16 protein-coding genes are annotated in these 15,106 nt (G+C 57.2%); 2 read left to right on the forward strand and 14 right to left on the reverse strand.

Annotated features, from left to right (window positions below):
* The first annotated feature begins 58 nt into the window (after positions 1-58).
* Complete coding sequence (locus tag CDO73_RS00055) at positions 59-955, forward strand: TIGR01777 family oxidoreductase (protein WP_088486450.1); 897 nt, start codon at positions 59-61, stop codon at positions 953-955.
* 106 nt (positions 956-1,061) lie between these two features.
* Here CDO73_RS00055 and CDO73_RS00060 read toward each other — a convergent pair whose 3' ends face one another.
* The 14 genes from CDO73_RS00060 to CDO73_RS00125 all read right to left on the reverse strand — a co-directional run bounded on the left by CDO73_RS00060 (position 1,062) and on the right by CDO73_RS00125 (position 14,413).
* Entirely contained in the window at positions 1,062-2,957 is a 1,896-nt protein-coding gene (locus CDO73_RS00060; protein ID WP_088486451.1) for a DUF6382 and FHA domain-containing protein, read from the reverse strand.
* A 13-nt stretch (positions 2,958-2,970) separates the two neighbouring features.
* Positions 2,971-3,486: an A24 family peptidase gene (locus CDO73_RS00065; protein WP_088486452.1), complete on the reverse strand. Its 516-nt coding sequence runs from the start codon at positions 3,484-3,486 to the stop codon at positions 2,971-2,973.
* 67 nt (positions 3,487-3,553) lie between these two features.
* On the reverse strand, positions 3,554-4,510 hold the full coding sequence (locus CDO73_RS00070) for a TadE/TadG family type IV pilus assembly protein (RefSeq protein ID WP_088486453.1): 957 nt from the start codon (positions 4,508-4,510) through the stop codon (positions 3,554-3,556).
* A gap of 19 nt (positions 4,511-4,529) precedes the next feature.
* The gene (locus CDO73_RS00075) at positions 4,530-6,776 is read right to left on the reverse strand and encodes a hypothetical protein (RefSeq protein WP_143536037.1); all 2,247 of its coding nucleotides are present in this window, start codon (positions 6,774-6,776) and stop codon (positions 4,530-4,532) included.
* Between the two features lie 105 nt (positions 6,777-6,881).
* Positions 6,882-7,598, reverse strand: coding sequence for a TadE/TadG family type IV pilus assembly protein (locus CDO73_RS00080; RefSeq protein ID WP_088486455.1), 717 nt, complete (start codon positions 7,596-7,598; stop codon positions 6,882-6,884).
* A gap of 14 nt (positions 7,599-7,612) precedes the next feature.
* Complete coding sequence (locus tag CDO73_RS00085) at positions 7,613-7,831, reverse strand: Flp1 family type IVb pilin (protein ID WP_088486456.1); 219 nt, start codon at positions 7,829-7,831, stop codon at positions 7,613-7,615.
* A 39-nt stretch (positions 7,832-7,870) separates the two neighbouring features.
* Positions 7,871-8,749, reverse strand: a complete 879-nt coding sequence (locus CDO73_RS00090; RefSeq protein WP_179218421.1) for a type II secretion system F family protein — start codon at positions 8,747-8,749, stop codon at positions 7,871-7,873.
* A gap of 14 nt (positions 8,750-8,763) precedes the next feature.
* Complete coding sequence (locus tag CDO73_RS00095) at positions 8,764-9,624, reverse strand: type II secretion system F family protein (RefSeq protein ID WP_306437498.1); 861 nt, start codon at positions 9,622-9,624, stop codon at positions 8,764-8,766.
* 14 nt (positions 9,625-9,638) lie between these two features.
* Positions 9,639-10,916, reverse strand: coding sequence for a TadA family conjugal transfer-associated ATPase (locus CDO73_RS00100; RefSeq protein ID WP_088486458.1), 1,278 nt, complete (start codon positions 10,914-10,916; stop codon positions 9,639-9,641).
* Complete coding sequence (locus tag CDO73_RS00105) at positions 10,913-12,088, reverse strand: P-loop NTPase family protein (protein WP_088486459.1); 1,176 nt, start codon at positions 12,086-12,088, stop codon at positions 10,913-10,915. The genes CDO73_RS00100 and CDO73_RS00105 overlap by 4 nt, the downstream gene beginning before the upstream one ends.
* 165 nt (positions 12,089-12,253) lie before the next feature.
* Entirely contained in the window at positions 12,254-12,865 is a 612-nt protein-coding gene (locus tag CDO73_RS00110) for a suppressor of fused domain protein (RefSeq protein ID WP_088486460.1), read from the reverse strand.
* A gap of 27 nt (positions 12,866-12,892) precedes the next feature.
* Positions 12,893-13,375: a thiol-disulfide oxidoreductase DCC family protein gene (locus tag CDO73_RS00115; RefSeq protein ID WP_256972493.1), complete on the reverse strand. Its 483-nt coding sequence runs from the start codon at positions 13,373-13,375 to the stop codon at positions 12,893-12,895.
* Positions 13,376-13,535: 160 nt separating this feature from the next.
* Positions 13,536-13,808, reverse strand: a complete 273-nt coding sequence (locus CDO73_RS00120; protein WP_088486461.1) for a hypothetical protein — start codon at positions 13,806-13,808, stop codon at positions 13,536-13,538.
* 182 nt (positions 13,809-13,990) lie between these two features.
* Positions 13,991-14,413 (reverse strand): organic hydroperoxide resistance protein, encoded by a 423-nt coding sequence (locus CDO73_RS00125; protein WP_088486462.1) that lies wholly within the window; start codon positions 14,411-14,413, stop codon positions 13,991-13,993.
* A 168-nt stretch (positions 14,414-14,581) separates the two neighbouring features.
* Here CDO73_RS00125 and CDO73_RS00130 point away from each other — a divergent pair, with 168 nt between their 5' ends.
* Positions 14,582-15,061, forward strand: coding sequence for a glutathione peroxidase (locus CDO73_RS00130; protein ID WP_088486463.1), 480 nt, complete (start codon positions 14,582-14,584; stop codon positions 15,059-15,061).
* The last annotated feature ends 45 nt before the right edge of the window (positions 15,062-15,106 follow it).

The following is a 15,106-nucleotide window of genomic DNA, read 5'->3' on the forward strand; positions in this document are numbered from 1 at the left end:
CGGCGGCGGTTAATATGTAGGTAAGAAATCACTTGCATCACCCAATAGGAGGCGCCATATGAAAGTTGCGATCAGCGGCGGAACAGGATTCATCGGGAAAAAGTTAACGGAAAGACTGCAGCGTTCGGGACATGAAGTAGTGATCATCTCGCGCAAACCGGCTCAAGGAAATTCGAAGGTCGCGACGCTCACTTGGGGAGAGATCGACGAAAACCCTCGGCTGCTCGACGGCTGCGAAGGCATCGTCAATCTGGCGGGTTCTTCGCTCAGTCAACGTTGGACTCCGCAGGCCAAAGCGCAAATGGAAAGCTCGCGTTTGCAGGCCACATCGGAATTGATCGAAGCCGTGCACGGCATGAATAAACCGCCGTCCGTGTTTGTTCAAGCTTCCGCGATCGGGATCTACGGCACGTCGGAAACCGCGGTCTTCGACGAATCTTCGCCGCCGGGCGGACAAGATTTCCCTTCGCGCTTGTCGATCAAATGGGAAGCCGCCGCGGACGAGATTCAAGCGATGCCGAATACCCGTCTGGTCAAGATGCGGATCGGTCTGGTGCTCGGCCGGGAAGCCGGCGTCTATCCGGTACTGAAGCTTCCTTATAAATTGATGGGCGGCGGACGGCTCGGCAGCGGCGAGCAGTGGATGTCGTGGATTCATATCGACGATCTGACCGCGCTGTTCGAATTCTGTTTGACGCACGATAACATCGAAGGTCCGGTCAATGCCGCGGCGCCTCATGCGGTGACCCAAGATCAGTTGGGACGGGCGATCGCCGGCGCGGTGCACCGCCCTCACTGGTTCCCGGTTCCCGCTCCGCTGCTGCGTACCGTGCTCGGCGAGATGTCGCTGATGGTAATCGGCGGACAGCATGTGGTACCGCAAGCGGCGCAGCGAGCGGGGTTCCGATTCTCTCATTTATATGCGGACGAAGCGGTGCGGAGTTTGGAGCAATAAACTTGATCCGCTTCCATCATAAAGAGCCTGTTCAGTACGCAATCCTGAACAGGCTCTTTATCGTTCCGATCCTTTTCCGCCGCTTTCGCGATCGGCATGAAGCCCGCTAGCCGCAGCGCATCGTATACGCGATCCCCGCGATTTTGAACGTATCTCCTTCGTGCAGCTCGTAGGCTTTGTACGGAATCATCGATTCTTCGTTCAACGTCGTTCCGTTGCGCGAGCCGATATCCCGGATCAGGCAGTGCTCGCCCGACCATTCGATCTCGACGTGAGCGCGCGAGACGCCGGGCGATTCTTCGACGTGCTGCGACACTTCGTCGGAACGGCCGATCGTAAAGCTTCCGTGCGGCAGCGGAATCCGGGTAGACGGCGCGCCGTTCTCCGCGCGCTCCAACAGATAACGCGTTCGGGAATCCGCCGATTCTCCGCCGGAAGACGTCCGATTTCGCGCATCGTCCAGCATCACCGTCGGCTGCGAAGCGCCGGAGATCAGCATGCCCGTGCCGGCCGATGCCGAGGACCGACGAACCTCGGCTTCCGGCAGCCGGTTTTGTCCGTATCCGCCGTCTTCGCTCACCGCGTCCGCAAAAGCCCGATCGGATTCTCTTATTCCTCCGTAAGCCGGACGCAGGAATCCGGGAACGGAGCGATCGGACGATGTCTGTTCGTCTCGATACTCGTATTCCCCCGAAACCGCAGCAAACCGCGATTCGTTCGAACGATTTTCCTGTTCTCGTCCCGCACCGATATCCGTCTCTTCGCCCGGCAGACCGCCTTGCGCGCGTCCGCGAGGATTTCCCCATGCGGTCGCAAGCGCTTCGGCTTCTTCCTCTTCTTGAAGACGTTCCGTTTTCGATTTGCCTAATTTGAGTTTGCCGGTCCACCCCAAATAAGCGACCGCAAGCAGCATAGGCGTCGCCACCGCGCAGATCAGCAGAGACATCTTGCCCGGACTGTCCATATATAAGAAGCGCCACAACACGACCAGTCCCAGAAGACTGAGCAGCGGAACGACCAAACGGCCGTTTTTGTTTTCCGGCATTTCTTCTTCCGCTCCGCCCTGCGAAATCGCTTCGTCCGGTAAAGCCTCTTCGTCATGCGATTGTTTTTTTCGGCCTTTGCGTTCGGCGTTCGCCGATTTGTCCGCTTTGCCCGATGTTCGGCCGAATCCTTTCAATCGCCCGAATCCCGATTCTTCCTCTTCGTACGCCCGGCCTCGCGAATCGTCCGGAAGCTCTTGCGGCTCTCGCAGCGCCGAAACGAATGGGCGATTGCGAATCCCGGCCTCGCGGTCAAGCGGACGATCCGCATAAGTCGCGGCCGCGCTTTGCGAAGATCGGTCCGAGTAGAACGAATTCCTGTCTTCCCGATCCCGGCGAGCAGGCTGCGCTGCCGTCGAAGCGCTCCCCGCTTCCGGCCTTCCGCTGTCCGCGAGCAGAGCCGTCAGCAATTCTTTGAGCGCTTGCAGCGAGAAAGCCGGCTGTTCGCACATCTGCAAGATCCGCTGTACGCCGTTTCCGCGCAGATCTTCGACGACCGCCATCCAGCGCGCGGCCAAACGGCCGATCCGTTCCCGCACGGGTGCCGGTTCCGCGGCCTCTTTCAAAGGCATATAGGTCAGATACACCGTTCCTGCCGACAGCGGACCGTCCATGAACATGTAGTCTTCTTGAAGCACGAAGCCGCTCGGGCTCAGCATATACGTCATGCCGTATTCGAGCGCCGTCGCGATCTGAAGCAGCAGCGCATAATACTCGACCAAGCTCACGCGCTCCGTTTTCAAGCTGGAAGACAGCATTTTTTTGCCGCCGATATTGTAATGCAGTTCCGCTTCGGCATCGACCTCGCTCACATGCAGATCCAACACATGCGGAATCTTCGAAGTCGCCAACATTCGAACTTGAACTCGGTTCAATCGATCTTCGTCCGTTCGGCGCGTGCTCTTCAGCACCATGTAGGTCGTATCACTTTGAATAAAATCGGTGCTCCAATCTTGCATTATGCCATCCTCCCTAAATCCAATAGAAGTATCCGACGATCGCGCCCGGCAGCACCGCCCACATAAAAGGAAACGTTAGATGCCGGGTACTCTCGGCCGCGATCGGCTCGAAGCTTCGCAGGAAAACGGCTGCGGTCAAACTGCGAAACATCTGCCGCATCCGCTTCATGCCTTCTCCTCGCCAGCACAGAATGCCGAGTCCGATCGCTCCCGCGAACAAGATCGAATACAGCAGCGTCTGAGCCGTAAACAAAATGCCTGTCCAAGTCCCGATCCCCGCGAACAGTTTCACATCGCCTGCTCCGACCGCCCCCAGCAAATATAGAACGAACAGCACGGCGAAGCCGGCCGCGCCTCCTTTCAACGCGAACAACAGTCCTTCCCATCCGCCCGTCGCTCCTTGATACAGCAGACCGCTCAGGATAAACGCCAGATTCAAGACATTCGGAATCTTGCGACTGCGCACGTCCGTCACGAACGCCGCCGTCAAAAACGCGCCGCACCCGATATAAGCCAACATTCCGATCATTTTCCGTTCCCCTCTCCGTCGTTCTTACCGTTTACCGGCCGATCGATTCCCGCTTGTCTCTGTTTGGTCATTCCCGCTTGCGCACTTCGAACGAAGCTTCCGCAAGCGCCCCTTTGTCCGACTCGACGACAAGCGACCATTCGCCGGGCGTGGTATTGCCTCCCACCAGCCAAGTCCACGATAAGTTACCCGACGCGTCCGCCGTTTGCCGTCCTAGATAACGCGCCGTGCTTCTGCCGCTTTTGTAGACGACTTTGATCGATACGCTTTCGCCCGGTTCTGCTGTTGCCCTGACCGTCGCTTGCTGCCCCGGATAAGCCGGACTCGGCACCGAAGTCACCGTTACCGTACCGGTCTCCCCGGCTTCTCCAGCGTCTGCCGCTGCTCCGCCGCCTTCTCCGGTATCCCCGATCCACGCCCGTTCTTCGGCTTTGGCGCGAATCAGCAGCGGCTTGCCGGTAAACGGAACCTTGAGCGGCAGTTCGTACGTCAGCTCTACACCGAAGTACGGCTGATTGCTTTCTCCGGTCGTCGGCACAGTGATTCCGATAACATGCAGCCGATCTTCGCGCAGCGGACCGTCTTGAATGAGCGGCTTCAGCAGCAGCTTGATGACCGGATCCAGCACGGCCGAAGAAAGCTGGTCTTTCATTGAACGCAGCGGCACGTCTCCGGTCGCGGCGGCTTCTTTGACCCATCCGTCGATCGGCTCGGGCAGCGAAGACGCGTATTTGTCCGCCAATTCGCTAAACGAGATCTTCGAGAAGCCTTGCAGCACTTTGGAGACCGGTTCTGTTTTCTTCAAATGATCGGCAGCCATCTGGACCGGATATAGATGAACCGATACCTGCTTCGCCGCTTCGGAAGCGGTCGTCTGAAGCACGGTCGAATACGCGGTCATCTGCACGATGTAGACGAGAAAAATAAAAGCAAACAGAAAAACGGGCAGAACCAGTGACGCTTCCACGACGATGCTGCCTTGTTCGCCGCCTGCCCGCCGGATCTTGTTCGATATTCGCTTCATGCGCCGCTTCCTTTCGAGTTCAATACGAATAATCCGCCTGCAAATTCACCGTATATTCGCTGCCCGACCAACTTCCTTCGCCGATCTTCAACGACTTCATTACGCCGGGAAGAAACCAGATCGGCATGGAGATCGCGGCATCGCCGGACAAATACGTATAATGGTCGTCCGGATTGATGCCGGTATCGAAACGGATCAGCGCGAGCATGCGCGACAAGCGGTTATCGTTGGCCGGATGCGCGAATAAGAACAGCCGGAGATGGTCTTTATAAGTCAATTTGATCTTGAGCGTGTTCGACAACTCCACATGCCCCGTCTCGGACAGCTTCACCATATCGGCGACCGCGTTGATCAGTCCTTGAAGAATGGCTTTCGCCAGAATGACCAGCGGATTGCCTAACGCCAGAATCTCCGGATCGACCAGAGCTTCCATCGTCCGGATCGCCAGACGCATCGCGAAGATCTCGCCGTAAGCGGCCGCGATATTCCCTCCGGGATTGCCGAACCCGTAGATGATATACTCCAGTTCTTGCTGATCGAGGCTCAGCAGCTCGGCCGCCGCTTCTCCGTCGAGTTCGGCGCCGGGAGCCGTCAACGCTTTGACTTTGGAAAAGTCGAAATTCGAGAAGTGATCGGAAGCATATTCGTTTTGCAGCAGCCGATCGCCGGTCGCGTCCAGAAACCCCGACATGCCGCCGAAAAACCCGTCCATGTTCTGCATCGCTTCTTTGCCGGCGTCCGTAGGATCGTCTTCCGCAAACGCTTTGCCCGTTCCCGCAGCCGCGGACGCGTTCAGTTCGAGGTTTTCTCGATAATACTTTTCGACTTCTTCGAAATCGGCTTGATGGCCTTTGGCGGCGGACAGGAATTTGATGATCTCGTTGGCTTTTTTGAGTTCGCCTTTCGCTTGCTGTTCCAACTTTTTGCGTTCTTCGTCATGTTTGCGGTGCTCCGCGAATTCCGTCCGGATCTCCCGGATCACGCTGCCGTCGCTTCCGTACCGGCCGTGATAAGCCGAAGCGGTCTGTCCGGCGGCGATGACCATGCGTTTCAGCGTATACGCGCTCATTCCGGTCTCGCCGAAAGCCTGTTCGAGCGTCTGATTCAGCGGCTCCGCGTCTTTGCGCATCCAATCGAAATCTTCGCTTTGTTTGGCGATCCGCTGCTCCATCCGGGCGAAAAATTCGGGCGGCAGCGATAATTCCTTCATCTTATCCCGTACGGAAGCCGTACTGCCCGACGGTCCGCCTTCCGCTCCCGGAATATCCGAAGCCGAGACGTCGTCGTAAGGCTGATCCGCGCTGCGGGTTCCGATCGTCGCGATCACGGCGTCCATCTCCGCGTTCAAAGCTTTGGCTTTGCTCAGATGTTCGGCGGCCTGCGTCATCTCGCTTTGATGAGGCGGAAAGGCTCGGGTCACGGCAGCCCCGATCTGGGCGGTCACGTGGGCCGATCCGGTTTCGTACGAAGACAGGTTAGCCAGCAGCTTTAACCATTCCAAGAATCCGGGGGTCTCCTTGCCTTCTTCGTCGGTCTCGGGAGGCGGAGAGTCTGTGGATACGCGCTCCTTCTGCACTTTATAATCATGATATTGCGCGGCCATATCGGCTGCCGTCGACACGCTGCCGTTCAGCGGAATATCGGCGATATCCCCGCTTCCGTCCGTGCCGATCCGTCCGACCAAGTCGTCCGTGCGCTTGCCCGCATCCTGCTGCAGCTTCAGCATCTTATCCAGTTCGGCTTCGCGTTTGTCGTACAGCTTCTGCAGCTGCTCCAGCACTTCGACCGTACCGGAAGCGTCTTTCATGGTCTGAGACATCGGCTTGAATCGTCCGACGACCTCGATCGCGAAGTTGACCGGCGCTTTATACTTCATTTCTTCGTTAATTTGCGTCTTGAACACTTCGTAATCGCCGAGTTCGCGGCTGAGTTCCAAAGACGAGGAGACCAGCTTCGCGTCCATGATTGGCAGAACGTTTTCGCGTTCTTTGTATTCCAGACTTTGATCAAGCACATGCTGGAAAATGTAAGAAGGGTCGGTCTCGCCGTAAGCGAACAACCCGTAATCTTTTTGCAAATTCGGCAGATACGCGGACATGACGGAACGCGAGGCCGCATGCATCAGCCGCTCGCTTTTGGCTTTGAGCGCCGCCATGCGAGAATAATCGATAAAGATCGCGACAAAAGCCAATACGAAAGCGAGCACCAAACTCAAAAAAATCGTGATCGATCCGTGTTCTTTTTCCCAAAGACGAGGCTTCCGCATAAACGGCCGCCATCCGTGCTGTTTTTTCGGCCAACGTTTCAACCCTTCACCCCCGAACCGGAACGCCTTACCGAATGCACGCTCCGGTTTGCTTCGCTGCGTTTTTCATTTTTTCTTCGTTTTTTTGCTCAGTTGGGCACCGGCGTTCTCCGGCGTCATCGCGACGGCCGCGCCGCCTTTTTCGCTGTTTGGCACCGCTTTGTCCGCTTTGAATTTGCCGGCATAATAACGGATCAGCTCGATATTGCGGATAAATTCGGTCGGTTCGACCACCGTCGAATATTGCGAGCCGCCCATGCGATCTCCCGCCAGGCGCTGGATCGGCGCCAGCTTAAGCGGCGTATAGAGCACGCTCGTGATCGGATGCAGCAAACCGCGCTTGCTGGTCATGGTGCCGTCCATGCCCGCAGGAAGTTCTTTGGCCGCGTTCGCCATCTTGGTCGCGGTCAGCGATCCTCCGGCTTCGCCGGGAATACGGATCGTCTCCGCCGCCGCGTCGCCACCGAGCCCGCTGAACACGGCCGACAGCAGTTGGCCTTCGGTCAATCGCCAGTACAGCTCTTCCGTGCGGTCCTGCTCGAAACTTCCGGTACGCGCGTCCTTGTAGCGGTTGTTCCAGCTATAGGCCGCACGTTCGGAGGTAATCGCGGAGGCTTGGACCAGCATGGCGCTCTGGTAAAAGTACATGCAGAGCATCAAGATCATGAAGACGGTCAGAACGACGATCGGCAGCACGAAGGTCGATTCGACCGTAAAGCTGCCTCGGTTGTCGCGAAGAAAATATCGAAATCGAGAAATATCTGCTTTCCGCATGTCGTTCACAGGACGTTTTCCACTTATTGATTGCCCGATTTGGAAGGATCGACTTCTTGGAAAAACTTTCCTGTTTGATTCGTAAGTTTGGCAAACAAGTCCTTAATCAACGTGGTAAGCTGCGTTTTGAAGATCAATGCAATAATTACGGTAACCGCGATAATCAAAATAATCTCCAGCGTCCCCAACCCCTCGTCCTCTTTCCAGAACCCTTTAACTTTCTTTCCGATTGCTTGCAGCATCGATAATCCTCCTCTGTATCTTCTATTTTTTAATTTGTCTTACATCTGAATCAGCATCATCGCCGGACCGCCGACCATAAGCATTACGACGAACAAGATCAGCACCATCGGAAAGACCAGTTTCGACGAAGCTTTCTCCCCTTGAATCCGTCCCATCGCTTTGCGTTTATCCCACAACGTTCTCGACAAATCGCGCAGCGCCATCGCGAATTCGCCGCCTCCGCGTTTATGGTTCAGCAGCACGGTCGTGACGAAGATCGTCGCGTCCTGCACGCCGCAGCGTTTGCCGAACTGCTCGAACGCTTGATGAAAAGGATCGCCGCTGCGGCATTCCGTCACCATCCGGTCCAGTTCCTTATAGAGCGGATGGTCGCTGCCTTCTTTCTGCTGCGAGCAGCGGAAGATCGCCTGCTGCACCGTTTCTCCCGCGCCGACCAGCAGCACGATTTTGTTCAACATCTCGGGCAGCTCCAGCAGAATCTTCTCTTCGCGCTGCTTGACTTTGGAAGCCAGATCTTTGATCAGCGCGAAAGGAAGAACGACAGCCAGCACGCATCCCATGATCAGCCAAGCGATAGAACCGCCGTTCGCGATCGCCATGACGCAGCCGAAGACCAGCAGCAGCAGCGTATATAGCAGCATCTGGGCCATAAACAGCATCGTGCGTTCCGCGCTTCCCCGTAGTCCTTCGCCGCGCTGGACCGAAGATTGCAGCTTGTGGAAAAAGATCGGGAAACGTGCGGCGATCCGCGCTTGCTCCGTCAGCACCAGCATCGGCGGCAGCAAGCTCCTCAAGCGAATTCCTTCCATCGGCAGCGCGGCGATCTGTTTATGCGCCTGCGTGCGCTTGACGGAAGCCGTTAACAGCAGGACTGCGAGGCCGATCAGAATCGCTCCCGAAATTCCTGTTACGATCATGCTTCTCCTCCGCTCTAGATCTGAATATTGGTGAATTTGGCCATCAGCCACGCGCTCAGAAACAGCAGGCCGAGCCCGACGGTCGCCAACACGATGCCCATCGGCGTTCCGTACAGCGGAGCCATGAATTCCGGAGACGAAGCGTTGATGAACAGAATAAAAACGAACGGCGTCGCGAGCAAAATATTCGATTCGAATTTTTTCTGCGCGATCATGACCGAGATATCCTGCTGGATATCCATCTTCTCGCCGATTACCGTCGACGTGCGCCGCACCACTTCGATCAAGTCGCCGCCTGTGCGTTTGCAGGTTACGAACACGTCGATAAAGTTGTCGATGTCTTCGATCTGCGCCCGCTCTCCGAAATTGAGCAGCGCGGATTCGATCGGTTCGCCGTACTCCAGCCGCGTCGTGATGATGTCCAGTTCGCGGATCATGTCGCTGCTTCCGCCGGGATACAGCAGTTCCAGATCTTTGGCCGCTTCGCGAAACGCGTTCTCCACCGAACGCCCGGCGGCCATCGACGAAGACAACGAATACAAGGCCTGCTTGAAATGCAGCTTGAGCAGCGTGCGCTTGCGTTCGATCTGCCGCTTCTGCCAGAACTTCGGCGCTTTCAGAGCAGGCAAGGTCAACAGCAGCGCCAGCAGCCACAACTTGTAGAAGATCATGCCGACCAGATAGAGCGCGACCGCCGTAATCAAGATCGACAGCACTTTTTCGTAAGGCTGAAGCCGATACGTCGTGTAGTCCCGCAATTTGCCGTTCGAACTCTTCGTCGGACCTTGCCTTTTGCCGGCCGGCGGCCTGCCGCGTTTCGGCCTGCTTTTCGCGCTTTGGCCGGCTGCCGATCGGCGTGCCCCGCCCGCGTTCATACGCAGCAATACATTCACCCCCCTTCAGGCAGCCCGGCGACTTCGCGCCAAGCGGCGATGCCCGCGTCCCGCAGTTTCTCCGTATGCACCAGAGGTTCCGACTGCCGACGCAGTCCGCCGACGATCCGCCCTTCCCGCTCGCCGTCTTCCTCGAAACGGAACAACTGCCGAAGTTCGACCTGCCCGTCTCTCATGCCGACCACTTCGCTGATCTCCATCACCCGCCGCGAGCGATCGCGCAGCCTCGACAGATGGACGAACACGTCGATCGCCGACGCGATCTGTTGACGCACGACTTCGACCGGAAGATCGGCTCCGCTCAGCACCATCGTCTCTAGACGGCTGAGCATATCGCGCGCGCTGTTGGCGTGGCCCGTGGATAACGACCCGTCATGCCCGGTATTCATCGCTTGCAGCATATCCAGCGCTTCCGCGCCGCGCACTTCGCCCACGACGATCCGGTTGGGACGCATCCGCAGCGACGAACGGATCAAATCTCGGATCGAGATCTCGCCTTTGCCTTCCACGTTCGCGTTGCGCGTCTCCAGCGAGACCAGATTGGGCACGGTCACGATCTGAAGCTCGGCGGAGTCTTCGATCGTGATGATCCGCTCGTCGGGGGGAATATACTGCGAGAGCGCGTTCAGGAAGGTCGTTTTGCCCGAGCCTGTTCCTCCGCTGATAAAAACGTTGTACCGGCTGCGAACGAGCGTCTTCAGGAACTCCGCGGACTCTTCGTCCAGCGCGCCGCGCCGCACCAGATCGCTCATCGTCATCGGCTTCTCGGGAAATTTCCGGATGGTCATCGTGGGGCCTTTGAGCGCGATCGGCGGCAGCACCACGTTGACCCGCGAGCCGTCTTTGAGCCGCGCGTCGACGATCGGCGAAGATTCGTTGACGATCCGGTTGACGCCCGAGACGATCGTCTGCACGATATCTTCGAGTTTCTCCCGCGATTCGAACGCCTGCGGAAGCTGCTTCACTTCCCCGTCCTGCTCGATAAAAATCTCCGTATGCCCGTTGATCATGATCTCCGTCACGGTCCGGTCGTCCACGAGCGGCTGAAGAATATCCAATCCGCGAAACGAATCGTATACCCGGCGGACCAATGTCCTTTTTTCGCCGGAGGTCATTCTGAGCGCCCGTTCGTCCGTCAGCACGCGGCGTTCGATCAGCCGCATCAGCTCCCCGTCGTCCGCGGACTGCGTGACGTCCAGCGAAGAACGCACTTCGGCGCGCAGGCTTCGGAACAGTTCTTCGGACGCCGACGCGTCGAGATCCGTCCGCTTCATCGCCGATCACCGGAATAGGCTGCCGCGTCTCCCGCCGGCACGCGTTCGCGCGTCTCCCCGATGCCGAGCTGTTCGCACAACGCCAGAATATCCCGTTGGAAGATCGGCGAACCGAGCAGCACGTCTTCTCTCGACAGAAACTTCCACGACGGAATATAAGACAGAAACGCGGACGGACGCAGTTCGGGCCGAGGCAGCGCGTTCTCCAAGCGTCCGCCGTAGCGGTTGACCACGAACGAACTTTTGGCGAGCAGAGCGCGAAACTCTTCGGGATGCCGGCTCTCCTCGTAATCCATCCACCCCGACGTTTTCCGCAAATGCAGCAGATCGTCGGTCAGCAGCCACAGCACGCGGTCCGCCCGCTTCAGCAGCGCCCGCAGACGTTCGTGGTTCTCCGTATCCGTATCCGCCACGATGATGTCGCAGCTTCCGCCGGCCGCCACGTAATCGATCAGCGCCGCCGCGTCTTCTTCGTCCATCTGCAGCAGTTCGTCGGGACGATCCAGCGGCGGGAAGGAGACGGACTTCAATTTCTCTTGAAAAAAAGCGTACCGGGACAACGGCGAGCGGCAGACCTCCCGCTTCTCTCTTGCCGATTTCAGATCGTATAGCAGCTCCGGCAGTCCGCTTCCTTCGGCTGCGGACATATTCGGCGCGCCCCGAAACGAAGCCGAACTGTCGAGCGTCTCCAGATTCATGTAGAACGTCCGCAGCCCGCGATTGCCCAACTGCTTCGCCAGATTCAACGCCACGCTGGTCTTGCCCGCTCCGGGCGATGCCGAATGAACGGCAATCACTTGAACGCCGACGACCGAAGCACCTGCCGAAAATTGTTCTTTGCCCGCCAAGTCCAGCGCAGCCGCCAGCAGCAGATTGAGCGGTTGATAAGGCTGAAGGCAAGGTCCGCCCAGAAGCTCTGCCTCCTCCTTGCTGCCCAGCACCGCCCAAGACACGTTTCGGCTGCCGTCCGTCTTCAGCCAAGCTTCCAGAAAAGCAGGCTCGGCCAATACCAAATCCGGACGCGCCGCTTCCATAGCAGACAAAAAAGCTTCTTTTTTCGAAAACGCCCGCACGCTCACCCGCTTCGCGAACTCGCCGGTACGGCTGTAGAGCAGAAACGGCTCGATATACTGCTCGTCCGACGCCGCCAGCATCATTTGCAGATTGCGCATCTCCGGTCTCCTCCTTTTTCACGCACGCAAAAAAGCACCGCTCGCAAACCTACCCGTCGGGTAAGTCAGGAGCGGTGCTTCCGCCGTACGTCATTCATTTGACCTCACAATAGCACAGAGTCCGGCAAGCAGGCAAGACCCTTTTTGATCTTCGTCAAGAAATTTCTATTCGTCCGGCCGGCAGGGATCGATCAGCGAATCATCCGAAGCTTCCGCGTATTCGTCGAAACGGTCGATGCCTTCTTCCGAGACGCGTTTGGCTTCCGACGGCGTGATCGGCAGCGCCCAGACCAGAGAAACGCGCCGATCGCCGACTATGAAAGATTCCAGCTCCTCGTCTTCTCCGCGCGGTTCGTCCAGCAGCAGAGCCTTAGCCGTCCACTGTTCGGGGGCGAGCAAACTCGGCGGCATCAGGCGCGGCAGCGCCGATCCCGCCGCATGCCGAATATGATGCACCAGCAGATCGGCCAGATAATCGAATACTCTTTCATAAGACTCGCCGCCTAAGTCCGACTCCAACGCGAGCACCCATTCCGAATCAATACGGTCGCCCGAAACGTCGTACCGACAATCGGATAACCCGATCGTGGCGAAGCGAGCCGGAACATCTTCCGAACTTGCAGGGAAATAATACAATTCGATTCGGGCCTCGCCGTCCGGATCGAACAGGATTTTCCGCCATTCCGGCATGCCCCAATGTTTCAGGTACGCCGAGAGAATAACGGTGCGCCGAATATCGAATTCCAATTCCGCGCCGGTTCCGAACTTGGTCTGCATAAAGATTCTCCTATCTGTTCTTAAAGGTCAAGAAGGATTCTGATCCAGAAACCGCCGGCGCACGCCCGGAGGCGGGATCGGGCAGGTGTCGTCTTTGCCGAACCAACGGTAGCGATTGCGCGCGATCCAGCGGTAGACGGCATCCCGCAGCGGACGCGGCACGATGATCAAAGCATACAGCAGCGGCCACGGGAACCGCAACCTGCGGGCGATCCGCAGCGCCGCGGTCGAACGCACGTAACGTTTGCCGTTTTCGATCAAGACCAGCGTATTCGGCTCGCCCGATGCTTCGAACCCGACTCCGCCGGCCAACTCTCCGCCCAATTCCGATTGCAGCGAAGCGAAATTGAACCGGCCTTGCGGATCGCGTTTGACGATGAACCGAACGGCTCCTTGGCAAAAATGGCATACCCCGTCGATCAGCACGATGCGTCCCTGCGCTTTTTCCCGTTCGCTTACGGCTGCCGAAGAGGCAGTCGAAGTCTCGATCGTAGCGTTCGTCGTATCCATGTTAGCCCTCCTTCATTGGCAGCCTTTTCGCATTGCCGCTCTTGCCATACCCTTAACCTTCCCGCCGAAAAGAAAACAGCGGACGCTCGGGAAAGTCCCGTACGTCCGCTGTTTCGTTATTCAACGCGAAAAACGCCGTTGCGTTTCCCTTCGCCTTCGATTAAGCCAAAGCTTGCTCGATTTTTCCGTCCTTAAGCTGCGCGTCGAGCTCGCCCTTGAACTTGTCGAAGCAGTTGCAGATGTAGTCTTTGCGGCAGATCGGGCACGGCGTCTTGAGCAGACGGCTGACGTTGGTCAGCTTCCACTCCGGAAAACGGTTGTAGAAGACGCGGCACATCGTGCCATCTTCCAGATGTACGACGAATTCGTACAGTCCGTCTTTGTCATTGCTTCCGGCCTTATCTACACCTACGACTTTCGGTCTGTAAGCCATATTCATATCACCCGTTATTCATAGATTCGTCATGGGACGAACGCTCCGCCCATGTCGCGTGCTTATATAGCTTAATGAATTTCACCCTTCGTGTCAACCGCGCCGGGCGCCTCGTTACGGCGACGAAAAAAGCCGAAAGTCCTCCTTGCGGGGAAGACTTTCGGCCTGCGCGAATTTCGGGTTTAGACCACGCTCAGTTCCACTTCGATATTGCCGCGAGTCGCTTTGGAGTACGGGCAGAAATCGTGAGCTTTCTCGACCAGCTCTTTGGCTTTGTCCGGGTCGAGACCCGGAATCCGCACTTCGAGTTTCGCCGCCAGCTTGAATCCGCCATCGGACTCGTCTTTGCCGATATGAACATGGCAGGTGACTTCGGTATCCGGAATATCGATCTTCTCTTTGCGCGCGATGTTCGCCAGAGCGCTCTCGAAGCAGGCGCTGTAGCCGGCCGCGAACAATTCTTCGGGATTGGTGCCGGTACCTCCGCCCCCGCCCAGACCTTTCGGTACGGAAAGTTGCAGGTTCAGCGCGCCGTCCGCCGATTCGACGACCCCGCTTCTTCCTCCTCTGCGTGCTGTCGCTTTTGCCGTGTAGAGAGCTTCCATGTATCCTTCACTCCTCATATGGAATTTGAGCCATAGCCCTTTTGCCAAACTATGTAATCTATAAAGCAAACAGCATACGATTGAAACGAAAAACGAATTGCAAAACTCAATTAAATTGCTTACAATCAAAGAGAGAGTAATCATTTTCTTGAAGGAGGCATCACGAAAATGTCCGTTTACGATTACGAAGCCCGCACGTCCAAAGGCGAAGAAGTCAAGCTGTCCGATTATCGCGGAAAAGTGGTCCTGATCGTCAACACCGCCAGCAAATGCGGATTCACGCCGCAGTTCCAAGGTTTGCAGGAACTTTACGACAAGTACCACGACCGCGGCTTGGAGATTCTCGGCTTCCCGAGCAACCAATTCATGGAGCAGGACCCGGGCAGCAACGAAGAGATTCTGGAATTCTGTCAATTGAACTACGGCGTCAAGTTCCCGATGTTCGAGAAGACCGACGTCAAAGGCGACAACGCGCACCCGCTGTTCCGCTACCTGAGCGACGAAGCGCCCGGCCTGATGGGATCGAAGTCGGTCAAATGGAACTTCACCAAATTCCTGATCGACAAAGAAGGCAAACCGGTCAAACGCTTCGCTCCGCAAACGTCGCCCGACCAGCTCGAGAAAGATATCGAGAAGCTGCTGGGTTGATTCGCTTCGATCTTCAAACCAAAAGCCGGAAAACCCTGTAATCGG

Source organism: Saccharibacillus sp. O23 (genome assembly GCF_002205895.1).
Classification (GTDB): domain Bacteria; phylum Bacillota; class Bacilli; order Paenibacillales; family Paenibacillaceae; genus Saccharibacillus.

What these genes read in the sequence shown, in the direction of transcription:
- CDO73_RS00110 (WP_088486460.1), bottom strand. Translation starts at nt 12,865, where the DNA reads ATGCAGACCAAGTTCGGAACCGGCGCGGAATTGGAATTCGATATTCGG.
- CDO73_RS00095 (WP_306437498.1), bottom strand. Translation starts at nt 9,624, where the DNA reads ATGAACGCGGGCGGGGCACGCCGATCGGCAGCCGGCCAAAGCGCGAAA.
- CDO73_RS00055 (WP_088486450.1), top strand. Translation starts at nt 59, where the DNA reads ATGAAAGTTGCGATCAGCGGCGGAACAGGATTCATCGGGAAAAAGTTA.
- CDO73_RS00085 (WP_088486456.1), bottom strand. Translation starts at nt 7,831, where the DNA reads ATGCTGCAAGCAATCGGAAAGAAAGTTAAAGGGTTCTGGAAAGAGGAC.
- CDO73_RS00115 (WP_256972493.1), bottom strand. Translation starts at nt 13,375, where the DNA reads ATGGATACGACGAACGCTACGATCGAGACTTCGACTGCCTCTTCGGCA.
- CDO73_RS00075 (WP_143536037.1), bottom strand. Translation starts at nt 6,776, where the DNA reads ATGCGGAAGCCTCGTCTTTGGGAAAAAGAACACGGATCGATCACGATT.
- CDO73_RS00060 (WP_088486451.1), bottom strand. Translation starts at nt 2,957, where the DNA reads ATGCAAGATTGGAGCACCGATTTTATTCAAAGTGATACGACCTACATG.
- CDO73_RS00070 (WP_088486453.1), bottom strand. Translation starts at nt 4,510, where the DNA reads ATGAAGCGAATATCGAACAAGATCCGGCGGGCAGGCGGCGAACAAGGC.
- CDO73_RS00090 (WP_179218421.1), bottom strand. Translation starts at nt 8,749, where the DNA reads ATGATCGTAACAGGAATTTCGGGAGCGATTCTGATCGGCCTCGCAGTC.
- CDO73_RS00130 (WP_088486463.1), top strand. Translation starts at nt 14,582, where the DNA reads ATGTCCGTTTACGATTACGAAGCCCGCACGTCCAAAGGCGAAGAAGTC.
- CDO73_RS00120 (WP_088486461.1), bottom strand. Translation starts at nt 13,808, where the DNA reads ATGGCTTACAGACCGAAAGTCGTAGGTGTAGATAAGGCCGGAAGCAAT.
- CDO73_RS00125 (WP_088486462.1), bottom strand. Translation starts at nt 14,413, where the DNA reads ATGGAAGCTCTCTACACGGCAAAAGCGACAGCACGCAGAGGAGGAAGA.
- CDO73_RS00065 (WP_088486452.1), bottom strand. Translation starts at nt 3,486, where the DNA reads ATGATCGGAATGTTGGCTTATATCGGGTGCGGCGCGTTTTTGACGGCG.
- CDO73_RS00100 (WP_088486458.1), bottom strand. Translation starts at nt 10,916, where the DNA reads ATGAAGCGGACGGATCTCGACGCGTCGGCGTCCGAAGAACTGTTCCGA.
- CDO73_RS00105 (WP_088486459.1), bottom strand. Translation starts at nt 12,088, where the DNA reads ATGCGCAATCTGCAAATGATGCTGGCGGCGTCGGACGAGCAGTATATC.